This is a genomic window from Pseudomonas sp. CBZ-4 (assembly GCF_000346755.1).
GTDB lineage: Bacteria > Pseudomonadota > Gammaproteobacteria > Pseudomonadales > Pseudomonadaceae > Aquipseudomonas.
The window spans coordinates 25934-39809 of record NZ_ANNV01000112.1 but is presented as its reverse complement, the minus strand read 5'-3'; the positions used below and the strand labels follow the sequence as shown (position 1 = coordinate 39809).

13 protein-coding genes are annotated in these 13876 nt (G+C 61.4%); 8 read left to right on the top strand and 5 right to left on the bottom strand.

Annotation, left to right across the window (positions count from 1 at the left end; translation table 11 throughout):
* The first annotated feature begins 96 nt into the window (after positions 1 to 96).
* The 6 genes from B348_RS0115270 to B348_RS0115245 all read left to right on the top strand — a co-directional run bounded on the left by B348_RS0115270 (position 97) and on the right by B348_RS0115245 (position 4793).
* The gene (locus tag B348_RS0115270; protein ID WP_017736943.1) at positions 97 to 1380 is read left to right on the top strand and encodes a Zn-dependent hydrolase; all 1284 of its coding nucleotides are present in this window, start codon (positions 97 to 99) and stop codon (positions 1378 to 1380) included.
* A gap of 306 nt (positions 1381 to 1686) precedes the next feature.
* Positions 1687 to 2322, top strand: a complete 636-nt coding sequence (locus B348_RS0115265) for a LysE family translocator (protein WP_017736942.1) — start codon at positions 1687 to 1689, stop codon at positions 2320 to 2322.
* 13 nt (positions 2323 to 2335) lie between these two features.
* The gene (locus B348_RS01000000130065) at positions 2336 to 3109 is read left to right on the top strand and encodes a 2OG-Fe dioxygenase family protein (protein WP_017736941.1); all 774 of its coding nucleotides are present in this window, start codon (positions 2336 to 2338) and stop codon (positions 3107 to 3109) included.
* The gene (locus tag B348_RS0115255; protein WP_157356511.1) at positions 3096 to 4043 is read left to right on the top strand and encodes a diiron oxygenase; all 948 of its coding nucleotides are present in this window, start codon (positions 3096 to 3098) and stop codon (positions 4041 to 4043) included. The genes B348_RS01000000130065 and B348_RS0115255 overlap by 14 nt, the downstream gene beginning before the upstream one ends.
* On the top strand, positions 4030 to 4308 hold the full coding sequence (locus B348_RS01000000130060) for a 2Fe-2S iron-sulfur cluster binding domain-containing protein (protein ID WP_017736939.1): 279 nt from the start codon (positions 4030 to 4032) through the stop codon (positions 4306 to 4308). Before B348_RS0115255 ends, B348_RS01000000130060 begins: the two co-directional genes overlap by 14 nt.
* Positions 4305 to 4793, top strand: coding sequence for a GNAT family N-acetyltransferase (locus B348_RS0115245; RefSeq protein WP_017736938.1), 489 nt, complete (start codon positions 4305 to 4307; stop codon positions 4791 to 4793). Before B348_RS01000000130060 ends, B348_RS0115245 begins: the two co-directional genes overlap by 4 nt.
* A 53-nt stretch (positions 4794 to 4846) precedes the next feature.
* Here the strand turns inward: B348_RS0115245 and B348_RS0115240 are convergent, their stop codons facing one another.
* The 4 genes from B348_RS0115240 to B348_RS0115225 all read right to left on the bottom strand — a co-directional run bounded on the left by B348_RS0115240 (position 4847) and on the right by B348_RS0115225 (position 12146).
* Positions 4847 to 6274, bottom strand: a complete 1428-nt coding sequence (locus B348_RS0115240; RefSeq protein WP_032864918.1) for an aminotransferase class I/II-fold pyridoxal phosphate-dependent enzyme — start codon at positions 6272 to 6274, stop codon at positions 4847 to 4849.
* Between the two features lie 92 nt (positions 6275 to 6366).
* On the bottom strand, positions 6367 to 7782 hold the full coding sequence (locus tag B348_RS0115235) for an efflux transporter outer membrane subunit (protein WP_026136806.1): 1416 nt from the start codon (positions 7780 to 7782) through the stop codon (positions 6367 to 6369).
* Entirely contained in the window at positions 7766 to 8935 is a 1170-nt protein-coding gene (locus B348_RS0115230) for an efflux RND transporter periplasmic adaptor subunit (RefSeq protein ID WP_017736935.1), read from the bottom strand. Before B348_RS0115230 ends, B348_RS0115235 begins: the two co-directional genes overlap by 17 nt.
* The gene (locus tag B348_RS0115225; protein WP_017736934.1) at positions 8925 to 12146 is read right to left on the bottom strand and encodes an efflux RND transporter permease subunit; all 3222 of its coding nucleotides are present in this window, start codon (positions 12144 to 12146) and stop codon (positions 8925 to 8927) included. The genes B348_RS0115230 and B348_RS0115225 overlap by 11 nt, the downstream gene beginning before the upstream one ends.
* A 197-nt stretch (positions 12147 to 12343) precedes the next feature.
* Here B348_RS0115225 and B348_RS0115220 point away from each other — a divergent pair, with 197 nt between their 5' ends.
* Positions 12344 to 12754 (top strand): hypothetical protein, encoded by a 411-nt coding sequence (locus B348_RS0115220; RefSeq protein WP_017736933.1) that lies wholly within the window; start codon positions 12344 to 12346, stop codon positions 12752 to 12754.
* On the opposite strand, the gene B348_RS1000000131780 is transcribed toward B348_RS0115220, so the two are convergent.
* Positions 12751 to 12906, bottom strand: coding sequence for a hypothetical protein (locus B348_RS1000000131780; protein ID WP_017736932.1), 156 nt, complete (start codon positions 12904 to 12906; stop codon positions 12751 to 12753). The genes B348_RS0115220 and B348_RS1000000131780 overlap by 4 nt on opposite strands.
* Before the next feature lie 210 nt (positions 12907 to 13116).
* Here B348_RS1000000131780 and B348_RS0115210 point away from each other — a divergent pair, with 210 nt between their 5' ends.
* The gene (locus B348_RS0115210; RefSeq protein ID WP_026136805.1) at positions 13117 to 13779 is read left to right on the top strand and encodes a peptidase C39 family protein; all 663 of its coding nucleotides are present in this window, start codon (positions 13117 to 13119) and stop codon (positions 13777 to 13779) included.
* The last annotated feature ends 97 nt before the right edge of the window (positions 13780 to 13876 follow it).

The following is a 13876-nucleotide window of genomic DNA, read 5'->3' as shown; positions in this document are numbered from 1 at the left end:
GGGTCTGCATCGCAGGCAAGCCAGCTCCCACAAAAGCCAGCGCCGACCTGTTGAAGCGAGTTCAATCCATAAGAAATGTAGCCTGAGGAGATCCCCATGAACGCTGCCCTCGACGTTCTGCAATCCACCCGTCAGCACATCAACCGCGACCGTTTGTGGCAGTCCCTGATGGACCTCGCCAAGCTCGGCGCCACACCCAAGGGCGGCGTGTGCCGCCTGGCCCTCACCGACCTCGACCGCCAGGCCCGCGACCTGTTCGTGCAGTGGTGCAAAGACGCCGGTTGCACCGTGACCATCGACGGCATCGGCAACATCTTCGCCCGCCGCCCCGGGCGCAACCCCGACCTGCCACCGGTGATGACCGGCAGCCATATCGACACCCAGCCCACCGGCGGCAAGTTTGACGGTTGTTTCGGCGTGCTCGCCGGTGTGGAAGTGCTGCGCACCCTCAACGACCTCAACGTGGAAACCGAGGCGCCGCTGGAAGTGGTGGTGTGGACCAACGAGGAAGGCTCGCGCTTCCCGCCGTGCATGATGGGCTCGGGCGTGTTTGCCGAAAAATTCAGCCTGGCGGACACCCTGGGCAAGGTCGATGCCGATGGCGTCTCGGTAGGCGCTGCGTTGAACGCCATTGGCTACGCCGGTACACGGCCGGAGAGCGGGCACAAGGTCGGCGCGTATTTCGAAGCGCATATCGAACAGGGGCCGATTCTTGAGGATGAGAAAAAGACCATCGGCGTGGTACTGGGCGCGCTGGGCCAGAAGTGGTTCGACCTGAAACTGCGTGGCGTCGAAGCCCATGCGGGGCCGACGCCGATGCACCTGCGCAAGGATGCCCTGGTAGGCGCAGCCGCCGTGGTCGCCGCCGTGAATACGGCGGCGCTGGGGCACCAGCCCCACGCGTGTGGCACGGTGGGCTGCCTGCAAGCCTATCCGGGTTCGCGCAATGTGATCCCCGGCGAGGTGCGCATGACCCTGGACTTTCGTCACCTGGAGCCGGCGCGCTTGGATTCGATGATTGCCCAGGTGCGCACGGTGATCGATGAGACCTGCGCCAAGCATGGCTTGAGCTTTGAGATGGAGCCGACGGCGGACTTCCCGCCGCTGTATTTCGACAAAGGTTGCGTGGACGCCGTACGCGATGCGGCCAATGGCTTGGGCCTGTCAAACATGGACATCGTCAGCGGGGCAGGGCATGACGCAATCTTCGTGGCCGAGTTGGGGCCGGCAGGCATGATCTTTGTGCCCTGTGAAGGGGGCATCAGCCATAACGAAATCGAGAACGCCGCACCGGATGATCTGGCAGCGGGCTGTGCCGTGTTGCTGCGGGCGATGGTTGCCGCCTCCGCCGCGATAGCGGGGCGCCAGATGGCCGCCTGACGCATTTTTCATCACTCGCGGATGCGCCACCTGGCGCGTCCACCCGCACAAACCGGCGCCTGGCGCCGGTTTTTTTTCGTCTTCTCCCAGAAAAACATGGCGTGCCTGCTCTGGTACAGATGCTGAAAAAAACCACCATACAGATGGCCGGGCATTCAACTGTGCACTAAAGAAGTGGTTTTTCTGGATCTTAATTAAGTACCGAGTAGCGTTAACAATAGCTTATTCGTTAAGTTGCGTTGGGCCCGTCTTAATGCAAGTGCCGGAAAGTCTAATCGTCCAGTTGTATCTGTCCGGAGTTTAAGCATGACTATCTATGCGTGGCTGTCGTTCATTCTGATCACGATGGTGCAGGCCGGTTCGCCAGGGCCGTCAACGGTGTTCCTGGTGAATAACTCAATCAAGTATGGGCCATTGAAAGCGATTGGCGTATTGACCGGTGATGTGTTTGCCATCTTGATCATGGGCTTGATCTCGTCATTGGGGATTGCCACTTTTTTTGCAGAGCATCCGTCGATGTTCAATGCATTGAAACTGGCCGGTGCGGCGTATCTTGTTTACTTGGGGGTTGGCGCATTCAAGAAAAGCCGCGCGATCATGAGTACTGCCAGTGCTGATGCACCTGTTGTCAGGGCGCCCGCGTTGACGCGCCAATGGGCCCAGTCCTTTTTGATCGGCATCAGTAATCCCAAGGCGCTGGTGTACTTTACCGCGCTGCTGCCGCAGTTCGAAAAAAGTGGCACGCCCGATCTTCAGTTCTTTGCGTTTCTTGTGGTTATCAGTGCACTGATAAAGTTTTCGATTCTTTCCTGTTACGCCGTCGTGGCGACCAGGATCGCGTCGAAGTTGACGTCGCCCTCCGCCAGTAGAATCGGTTCCAAAGTAGTCGCTGTATTCTTCGTATTTTTTGGTGCGGCATTAGGGTTCTCTACCATCCATTGAAGGATAACTATCTATGAAGTATGAAGGCTCTGCAGCCCGTTCATTGTCAACTGTGCAAAGCACCTCTGATCTGATTGAGCAGCAACTCAGGCACGGCGGTTATTGGGTGGGTAACTATTTCAACTATTTTGTAACGCTGGCCCATCGTTCCGAGGACTGGCGAGCGTTCCTGCAGACGTGGGACAGCTTGCCACCGGATGAGTTTATGGCGGACGGCGGCAAATACCGTCGGCGCCGGTTTACCGAACTTCGCTACAGTGTGCTCAACGATGAAATCGGTATTCTTCCGCATCGGCCGTTCTTCCAGGACAAGTACACGAACACCTTGAATGGCGGCGTGGACCGCTACTTTGAACCGATTACTCCCTACATTGCGACGCACCCGTTTATAAAACGCATGATTCGCGATTATGTGGCGATCTTTACTCGCTATAAGGATGTGGCGGTGTGGCAGGTCTATTTGCACCAAGTGCGGATTACATCGTCGCGCGGTGTTGCCGGCTTTCCGACACCGGAAGGCATACATAAAGACGGTGTGACGTTTTCCAGTTTGTTTTGCGTTAACCGCACGGACAATTGCACCGGTGCAGAAAACTCCATCTATGACAATGACAAGGCCCTGCTCGAAAGTTTCACCCTCAAGCGTTATGGCGACCTGGTGATCTTTGATGATTCCAAGGTGTATCACAGCGTCAGTCAAATGAACACGGCAGACGATGGCGTCGCCTCGCGGGATATGTTGTTTCTGGAATTCACGGCGCAAGGGGCTGAGCATGTCGCGTCATAGTGCAATGGATATTGAAACCCGTGATTACTCGCGGGAAGTGATTGAGCGCATCAGCCAAAGTTGGTCGTTTGACGCCGAAGTCATGCGCTTTAAAGGTATCACCAGCCTTGCGTTTGATATGCATGCCCCCGACTTTATGGAGTCGATGGTGCCCTTCTCGTCGTTCGACGCGTGGCGCGCCCTGGACCCTCAAGATAAGAACGACCTGCTCTCTGCCGGGTGGATTATCTATCAGAGCAATACCATTTTTATTGAAACCGATTTGGTCACGCCGGCCTGTATCGAAGTCATTCGTTCGCGGCAAGACAACAGTGTCGGCCCCGAGATGGCGCGCTCAATGGCCGAAGCCATGACGGACGAGGGCTACCACACGCTGCTGGCCGTGCTCACCTGTGATGAGGTGCGGGCCAACCGGCAACTCGCCTTGTTTCCTGCGGACTTTCACCTCGTGAATGTCATGAACACCTATATCCATGGGCTGGATAGCGAATGGAAGCGCCGCATAGCGCGTATCGCCACGGCCTGCTGCACAGAGAACCACATCACCGATTACCTGGACCTGCTGGCGAACGCGACGTCGATCCAGCCGATGTTTCTCGCGGCGGTCAACGCCCATGCCAAGGACGAGTGGAGCCATGGCTCGCAGTTTGCGGTGTTGGCGCGGGATATCTATTGGCAGCTCTCCAAAGACGGAAAGCAGGTGTTCAAGGAAACGGTCGAGTTGGTCGCGAAGAATTTCTTCCGCGCCGATCTGAACGCCTGGATCACCGTGATCGATCAACTCGCGCGGCCCTCGCTCGAGGGCGTGCGCGCGGCCGTGGTCGACAACGCAGTAGAGCTGCAACGCGGCGTCGAGTTTACGAACAACAATCGCGGCTTGATGAAGCTCTATGACAGCCTGGAATGGGAATGGACCAACGATGACCGCCAATAATTTTACCCTCGCCTGCGCAGGGCAGCGTGAGCCCATTGCCGGCGATGTGTTTTCGCTGGTCAATGCCTGTGAAAAGCTCGGCCTGGTGCGCACCCGTTGCCGGCAGGGGCGGTGCGGCGCCTGCCAGGTGAGGTTTGTCTCCGGTGAGTACAGTGAGTGGGCCCCGATGCTCGCACTCACGGAAAAGGAAAGAGGGCACAACGCGATTTTGCCCTGTGTGCTGGTTCCGCTCTCGGACATTGAAGTTGAGGCTTGGTACCCATGAGCGAGACGATTTACGTAGAAAACCAACACTTCCTGATTCGCAGCGCAAGGCTCGACGACGCGATCGCCATTCGCAAAATGGTGTTCAAAACCTTTGTGGAGTACGGCATCGCCGCAGACCCCGACGATGATGACCGCGACATCATGTGCTTTGGTGTGCCCAAGGCGAATGTCGTGGAGCTGGTCACGGTGTTTGGCGATGTGCCGGTGGGGTCTGCGATCCTCACGGGCGGCGACGATGGCCGGGTGAAACTCACCAAGTACTACCTGGACAAGGACTATCGCGGTTTTGGTGCCGGTGTGGCGATGCTCCAGACGGCGGTGTCGACGGCACGGCAATTGGGCTTCAAGGAGATTTTCCTGAAAACTCGGGCACGCTACAAAGAGGCGGTTCAGTTGTACGAGTCAACGGGTTGGGTGAGGGGGGCGGACCAACCAGGCCCTGGCCCGGAACGTGTCTACGCCATTCGTTTTGCTGAAGGCTGACAGCGATGTGCTGAGGCAGGCAGGCCGTCACCGGCCTGTTTGTCATTGAGGCATCAGCGCAGCATGTTGGAAACGCTGAGGTCCATGACCCGTTTGCCGATCATCTTGATCGCTTCCTCCACCCGCTCATCGAGCGCGCCGCCGTAGTTGATGCGGATGCAGTTTTCATACTTGCCGGACGAGGAGAATATTTTCCCGGTAGCAATTTGGATGTTGTGCAGCATCAGGTAGTCGCTGAGCTCATAGGCCGACACGCCGTCCGGCAGCTCCATCCACAAGAAATACCCGCCTTGGGGGCGGCTGATCCGAATGCTCGGGTTGAAGTATTTGGAGATCCAACTGGTCATCAACTCGCGGTTGGCCTTGTAGTTGGCACGCATGCGCCGCAGATGGATCTGGTACAAGCCCTTGCCCATGAACTCGGCAATCGCGCGTTGGTTGGCGGTGGCCGTGGCGCCGGAGCTGGTGTATTTGATATGCAGCACTTTGTCGTAGATTTTCCCGGGCACGACCCAGCCCACCCGCAGCCCCGGCGCGAGTGTTTTTGAGAAAGAGCCGCAGAGGATGATCTTGCCCTCGGCGTCGAGGGACTTGATGGTTTTCGGGCGCGGGTACGGGTACGTGAGGTCGCCGTAGGTGTCATCTTCGATAATAAAAAAGCCGAAGGTCCTGGACAGTTCCACCAGGGTTTCCTTGCGCTCATCCGGCATGACATAACCCAGCGGGTTATTGCAGTTCGGGTTGACCAGTACCGCGCGGATCGGCCAGCGCTGCGCGATCAGCTCCAGTGATTCCAGGCAGATGCCCGTCAGCGGATGGGTGGGCACTTCAATGACTTTGATGCCGCAGACCTTGAGGGTCTGGATCGCCCCGTGAAAGCTCGGCGACTCGACGACAACGATATCGCCCTGGCTGCAAATGGCCCGTATGGAGCACATCAGGGCTTCCTGGCAGCCGGTGGTGATGATGATTTCTTCGGGGTCGACCAGGCAGCCGGAATCGATAATCAAGCGACTGACTTGCGTCCTTAATTCCAGGTTGCCTTTGATGTTTTCATAATTGAGCCCGTCCTTTTGCCAGCGTTTGGCTTCGTGGCTCAGGCTTTTCATCAGGGGCTTCAAGGTCGGTGTGCCAACGTGGGGCATGCCTCTGCCCAGTTGCAGCACCCGTTCATCCGGGGTGCTGGTGGTCACCTTGTAGATTTCATCCCATTCCAGGATATCGAGGGGGTTTTTTTCGATGGCGCGCATGGTGGGCAACAGGTGCAGGTTCTGCCTGCGGGTCACGAAGTGGCCGGACTTGGGCGCGGGTGATGCCAGGCCTTCTTCTTCCAGCAGGCGATAGGCCTGTTGCACGGTGCCCAGGCTGACGCCGTGTTCTGCGCTCAACACACGAACAGAGGGAAGTCGTTGCCCCGCCTGGTACATGCCCATTTCAATTCTGCTGCGCAGTAAACGGGCCAACTCTGAATACTTTGCCACTGATCCCTCACCGCTATACCGTCCTGTGCGTAGTGGCATAGTCCTCCACCGCCCCGGTGGGTGGCAAGGGCGGCGGCGGTGAGGGCGCGTCGTCAGCCCGGTTGCCAGCCACCTCCCAGCGCAGCCACTAAGCCCACACTCGCCTGCAACTGCCGTGTCTGCACGGCCTGCAAGGTCCGCTGCGCCTGCAGGGCGGCGGTCTGTGCGGTCACCACATCCAGGTAACTCACGGCGCCCGCCTGGTAGCTGTTCATCGCCAAGGCCTGGGTGTGCTGCGCCGCATCCGCTGCCGCCTGTTCATCCTCGGCTTGCTGCTGCAAGTCGCGCAGTTGGGCAAGGTTGTCTTCCACTTCGCGCAGGGCTTTCAACACGTGGCTGCGGTACTGCGCCGCGGCTTCTTCGAATTCGGCCCTGGCCTGGCGTTCATTGGCGCTCAAGCGCCCGCCATCGAAGATCGGCAGGTTGACCAGCGGCCCCAGCGCCCAATAGCGATTACTTGCCGACAGCAGGTTGCCGACGCCTTGCGTCTGCCCGCCGATCAACCCGGTCAGGCTGAAGTCCGGGTACCACGCCGCCCTGGCCACGCCGATGTTGGCATTGGCCGCAAACACGCGCCGCTCCGCCGCCGCAATGTCCGGGCGACGTTGCAACAGGTGGCTCGGCAGCTGTGCAGGAATGCCCGGGAGTGCGATCAACTGCGGGCTCGGTGACAAGCTGAAGGTGCTGGCCGCCTCACCCACCAGTTCGCCGATCGCGTGCTCGGTCAGGTTGCGCTGGCCCTGCACTTCATCCCGCTGCGCCTTGGCTTCGGCCAGTTGGTTTTGCGCGCGGGTCAGGTCCAGTTCCGAAGCGATCTGCCCTTCATACCGGCTGCGTGTGAGTTGCAGTGCCTGAGCGAAATCCTCAAGTGAACGATCGAGAATCTGCGCCTGTGCATCCAGGCCGTTGAGCTGCACATACAAGCTCGCCAATTGCTGTTGCAGGCTCAGGCGCGCCACCGCCAAGTCGTCGCCGGCCGCTTGCGCCTGGGCATCGCCGGCCGCGACCTGGTTGCGGATCTTGCCCCACAGGTCCAGGTCGTAGCTCAGGGAAAACCCTGCGGTGTTGCTGTTATAGACCGACGGCTGCGTGGTGCCGCGCAGGGGGCGCGAGTCCGATTGGCGCTGGCGCAGCGGCTGCGCACTGGCATTGATTTGCGGGAACAAGCCGGCATGCAGTTGGCTGGCATACGCCTGGGAGGCATCGAAGTGCGCCAGCGCCGCCGCCAGGTCCGGGTTGGCCTTGCGCAGTTGCTGTTGCAGTTCACTCAGGCGCGGGTCGTGGTAGAGCGTCCACCATTCGGGCGCCAATTGATCGGACGGTTGCGCGCTGTGCCACGGGCCGTCGCTGGTCTGTTCGCGATAGCCGGCGGGCAAGTCAACGGTGGGTACCTGGTAGGTGGGCGCCATGGAGCACCCTTGCAACGCCAGCAACATCAGGGCCGCGAGGGGTTTAAACCTTGGGCGCATGGGCACCTCCCGAGGCGTCGGCCAACTGCACCGGGTCACCTTCGCGCAGGGCGTCGGGCGGGTTGTCGATCACACGGTCGGCGGCCTTGAGGCCCTGGTCGATCACCAGGCGTTCGCCGAGGTCGAGGCCGATATGGATGCTTTGCAGGTGCACGTGGTTGTGCCCGTCGAGCACGGCGACTTGCGTGCCCTGGGCGCGGAAGATCAAGGCGCTGGCGGGAATGCTCACGCCGTGAGTGTCTGCTGGAATCGGCAAGGTCGCTTCGGCGTAATCACCGGGCAGCAATGCGCCGTTGGGGTTGTCGGCGACGAACTGTGCGAGCAGGGTGCCGGAGCGCCGGTCGATGGCGGTGGAGTCGCCGATCAGGCGGGCCTTGAAGTGTTCGCCGGGATGCTCGGGCACGGTCAGTTCGGCTTCCAGGCCGGGGTGGATGACCGCCGCGTAGTTTTGCGGCACCGGCACGTACAGGCGCAACTGGTGGGTGTCGGCGAGGTTGAACAGCTCCGGGTCGCTGTCGGTGTCGGCCTTGATCAACTGGCCGATATCGGTGTTGCGTGCGGTGATGGTGCCGGCGAACGGTGCGCGGATGGTCTTGTAGCCTGCCAGCGCCGACAACCGCGCATAGTCGGCCGCGGCGGCTTCGGCGTTGGCCTTCGCGGCGGCGGCGTTGGAGGTTTTTTCATCGGCTTCCTGGCGTGACACCGAGTGGCTGGCCAACAGGTTTTGCCAGCGCGTTGCGGTGGTCGCGGCCAGGCGTGCATTGGCCTGTTCCTGGATCAGCCGGGCGTGGGTTTGCGCCAATTGCTGGTCCAGATCCGGGCTGTCGATGTCGGCGAGGATTTGCCCGGCCTTGACCTGGGTGCCGATGTCGGCTTTCCAGTCTTTCAAGTAACCGCTGACCCGTGCGTGGATCGGCGCCTTGCTCCAGGCTTCCAGGTGCGCGGGCAGGCGCAGGGTATCGCCGGCGGCGTTCTGTTGCGGCTGGAACACCAGCACCTGCGGGATGGCGGCGGTTTCCGTCCAGGCGCTGACGGATTGTTCATGCAAGGTGCGGGCATGCAGGCCGTTGGCGACCAGCAGGGCGGCCAGGGTCAGGCCGCCGACACCCAGGAGCATCAGACGCTTGCGCGAGGGTTTGTGATCAGACGACATGTGGGGTTTCTCCGGCAACTGCGCGAGTAGGGTGACGGCCGTGGACCAGGCTGAAGACCACGGGGACAAACAACAGGGTGGCGATGGTGGCGAAGATCAGGCCACCGATTACCGCCCGACCGAGGGGGGCGTTTTGCTCCTCGGACAGGGCCAGCGGCAACATGCCGATGATCATCGCCAGGGCGGTCATGCACACTGGGCGGAAGCGCGTGTAGCCGGCCTCCATCGCCGCCTTGAGCGCATCGCCATGTTCGGCCAGGCGTTCACGGCAGAAGCTCACCACCAGGATCGAGTTGGCGGTGGCCACGCCCATGCAGAGGATGGCGCCGGTGAGGGCCGGCACCGACAGCGAGGTGCCGCTGAGGAACAGCATCCACACGATGCCCGCGAGCGCGGCCGGCAGGGCGGTGATGATCACGAACGGGTCGGCCCACGACTGGAAGTTGACCACGATCAGCAGGTAGATCAGTACCACGGCGCCGAGCAGGCCGAGGCTCAAACCGCTGAAGGCTTCGTGCAGCGCATCGATCTGCCCATGCAGGCTGATGGTCGCGCCTTTGGGGCGCATGGCGGCAGTGTCATCCAGCACTTTTTGCACGTCGCGGGCCACGCCGCCGAGGTCGCGCCCTTGCACGTTGGCGTACAGGTCCAGGGTTGGCTCGATGTTGTAGTGGGTCACCACCGCTGGGCTTTGCACGCGGGCAATACTCGCCACGCCGCCGAGGATCTGCGACTGGCCGTCGGCGCCGGTCACGGGCAGGGCTTCCAGCGACGGCAGGCTGTCGAGGCGGTATTGCGGCGTCGCCGCGACGATGGAGTACGACACGCCGTTGGCCGGGTTGAGCCAGAAGGTCGGCGCCGTCTGCGAGCTGCCGGCCAGGGACGCGACCATGCTGTTGGTCACGTCGCGTTCGGTGATGCCCAGGCCGTTGGCGCGCAGTCGGTCGACATTGACTTGCAGCGACGGGTAGCCGGTGGACTGCTGGATACGCAGGTCGGCGATACCGGGGACGTGTTGCAGGCGGCGTTCCAGTTCCACGGCATAGGCGCGGTTTTCGGCATCGTTGCGCCCGGAGATTTTCACGTCCAGCGGAGCCGGGGCGCCGAAGTTGAGGATCTGGCTGCTGATGTCGGCGGGCAGGAACGCGAAGTGGCTGCCGGGGAAGCTTTGCGGCAGCGCTTCACGCAGTTGTTTCACGTAGTCGGCGGTGGGCGCATGGTCCTGTTTCAGGGTGACCTGGATGTCGCCATCCTGCGGGCCGATGGTGCCGCTGCTGCTGTAGGCCATGTCGATGCCGCTGAGGGGAATGCCGATGTTGTCGACGATGGTGTCGAGTTCAGTGCTGGGGATTACTTCACGGATGCGCGCTTCAATGCGGTCGAAGGCGGCGGCGCTTTCTTCGATCCGCGTGCCCAAGGGCAAGCGCACGTGGAGGGCCAGGGCGCCGGCGTCGGTGGCGGGGAAGAAGTCCTGGCCCAGGCTTGGCAGCAGCAGGAATGATGCGAGCACGCAGGCGAGGAAACCGACGATAAAGCGCTTGCGGTTGCCCAGCGCCAACAGCAGGAGGCCGTGGTAGGTGTCGCGGATATTCGAGAAGTGGCGCTCGAAACCCTGCTGGAAGTTGAGCACCGCTTGCAGCGCGGCTTGCCGTGGTTTGGCGTGTTGCTCACCCTCGTGGTGGTTGATGAATTCATCTTCCGGGTGATGCCCCGCGCCTTGTTCCGGCGTGTGTGGTTTGAGCAGGAACATCGCCAGTGTCGGCACCAGGGTGCGCGAGAGGATGAACGAACTGGCCATGGCAAATATCACCGCCAGCGCCATGGGGCGGAACAGGTAGCCGGCGATGCCTTGCAGCATGAACATCGGCACGAACACAATGCAGATGCACAGCAGCGAGACGAACGCGGGGCCGACAATTTGCGCGGCGCCGTCGAGGATCGCGGTTTTTACCGACTTGCCCTGTTCCAGGTGCCAGTTGATGTTTTCGATGGTCACGGTGGCGTCGTCCACCAGAATTCCCACCGCCAACGCCAGGCCGCCGAGGGTCATGACGTTGAGGGTCTGCCCGCTGACGGCGAGCAGCGCGATGGCCGACAACACGGCCAGGGGAATCGACGCGGCGATAATCAGCGTCGAACGCCAGCTGCCAAGAAACAGCAGGATCATCGCGCTGGTCAGCAGGGCGGCGATGATGCCTTCCTGGGCCACGCTGCCCACCGATTGCTTGACGAACACCGAGGCGTCGCCCAGCAACGAGGTCTTCAAGGATGGCGGCAGGGTTTCGTCGATGCGCGGCAGCATCTGGCGGATGCCGTCGATGATCGACAGGGTGGAGATGCTGCCGTTTTTCAGCGCCGGCATCAGCACGGCGCGGTGGCCGTCGACGCGCACGATGTTGGTTTGCGGCGGCGAGCCGTCACGCACGTGGGCCACTTGGCCGATGGTGATCAGCGCGCCATCCACGGTCTTGATCGGCAGGTCGTTGAGCTCGTCGATCGCCTTGGGGCTGTTGTTGAGCAGGATCGTGTATTCGTTGGGGCCGAGTTTGGCGGTGCCCACCGGGATGATCTGGTTTTGCAGGGCCAGGGCGTTGCCCACGTCCTGGGCCGACAAGCCTTTGGCGGCGAGCGCCTGTGGGTCGAGGTCGAGGGTGATCTGGCGTTGCTTGCCGCCCATGGGCGTGGGCATGGCGAGGCCGGGCAGGGCGCTTAACGGCAGGCGGATATTGTTCTGCACCAGGTCGCGGATCTTCGCTTCCGACAGGCTCGGGCTGGAGAACGCCAGTTGCAGGATCGGCACCGTGGAGGCGCTGTAGTTGAGGATCAGCGGCGGCGTGATGCCCGGCGGCATTTGCTTGAGCACGGTTTGTGACACGGCCGTCACTTGGGCGTTGGCGGTGCGGATGTCGACGCCGGGCTGGAAGAAGATCTTGACGATGCCCATGCCAGGCAGCGATTGCGATTCGATATGTTCGATGTCGTTGACGGTGGTGCTCAGGGAGCGTTCGTACGTGTAGATCACCCGACCGGCCATGGCATCCGGCGACAAGCCGTTGTACTGCCAGACCACGGCGACCACGGGGATGCCGATATCGGGGAACACATCCGTGGGGGTTCGCAGGGCCGCCATCGGCCCGATGATGCAGATGAATATGGCCAACACGATAAACGTGTACGGCTTGTGCAGTGCGGTCTTTACCAGCCCGAGCATGCGTGAACCTCCATTGGAGCAGGATTGCAAACCCCGGCAGTCTTGCCCGACCCACCTAACACGCACCTTTCAGCCAGGTGAAGGAACATTTAGGGAGGGCCTGAAGATCGTTTCATCTGTATTCATTTGTTCTACAAAGGGTCGCTCTCCAAGCTTGTGCCCCATCGGACGCATCGTCCTTTTTTTGGAGCCCTGCCATGTCACTGAAACCCTTGTTGTTGATTCCCGCCCTCGGCGCCGTGCTGTTGTTGTCGGCGTGCGCCGGCCCGATTCCCAAGGCGGACCCGAGCGAGGCGTGGATTGGTTTGCAGGAAGAGGCGCCGAATGACCTGATGGCCGAGCGCCTGGATGGCAAGCGCGTGGATGACGGACGCTTTTTTGAAGTGCCGCCGGGTGCCCATCGATTGGACGTGACATTGTTCGAGGAAGAGCCAGGCGACGACAACCAGCAGGACTGCCAGGGGCGGGTCGAGTACCAGGATTTCAAGGCGGGTGAGCACTACACCCTGGTGGAGTCGAGCCTGGGCACCACCGTGCGCGCATCCCTGATGGATGCGCACGGCAAGGAAGTCGCGGCGACCCAGGACTTCAATTGCATGCCTGGCTAGGCGTGATGCACGGCGGCCTTGAGGGGCTTGGCAGGTTTGACGACGTGGGGGTGATGGTGGCGGCGCGTGATGCGCAACACCCCCCACAACATGGCGCCGGCTACCGCCAGCCAACCGCAGACCAACAGGAAAATCGTTGTTGCAAGGCTCATACGGGCCTCCTTTCGCCCCGATGGGGCATACACAGTCTTTTCAATGGACAGTCTAGCTACCTGACGGTTGCCTGCTATTGACCAATGGTCGAGTCTGTCCAACTTCTTTGCTCTATTCCGGGCGCTTTACTGACGCTTGAGGCTATACCCGCGTGGCGCAGCGTCCTATGATCAGGACCCTTACCGGCAGTTGATCAAGAGAGTAGAAAATTGCGGTTACGGTCGAACGTGAAAACATCTTTGTTGCTGGCCTGCGCCCTCGGGCTTGCGGCCTGTTCCGGCAGCCCGTCGAAACTGCCGGGCCTGCCGGAGCGGGTCGAACTCAATGGCGTGCCGACCTTTCGCAGCGAGGCCTATCAAAGCGGCCCTGCGGCATTGGCCAGCATGCTGTCGCAACAAGGCATTGTCATGACACCGGGCTTGCTGGATAAGCCACTGCGCTTGCCCGGCGGCGAGGCGGACCTTGAGCGCAACATGCAGGTGCTGGCGCGTGAGTACGGGCTGATGGTGTATCCGCTGGATAGCCGACTGACGGCGGTGCTGGCCCAGGTTGCAGCCGGTTACCCGGTGATGGCGCGGATTGGCGGGAGCCTGTGGTCGGACGCACGGTATGTGGTCGTGGTGGGCTTCAATCAGCAGAAAAGCACGGTGCTGCTGCGTTCCGGGATGGACCGGCGCCTGTTGATGAGCTTCAGCGAGTTTGAGTCGAAGTGGAAGAGCGCCGGGAGTTGGGCGATCCTCACCCAGCGGCCAAGCCAGTTACCGGCGAAGGTCGATGCGCAGCGCTGGCGTGAGGCGGCGAACGCCACGGCCCAGGCCGGGCAGGAGCGGGCGGCGGCGCAGGCGCTCAAGGTGTTGGCGGAAACCAAGTAACAGGCTCCACCTGAGATCTCATAGGGGAGTGGGCTTGTGTGGGAGCGGGCTTGCCCGCGATAGCGGTGTATCAGCCAACTAATTTGGTGCTGAACAA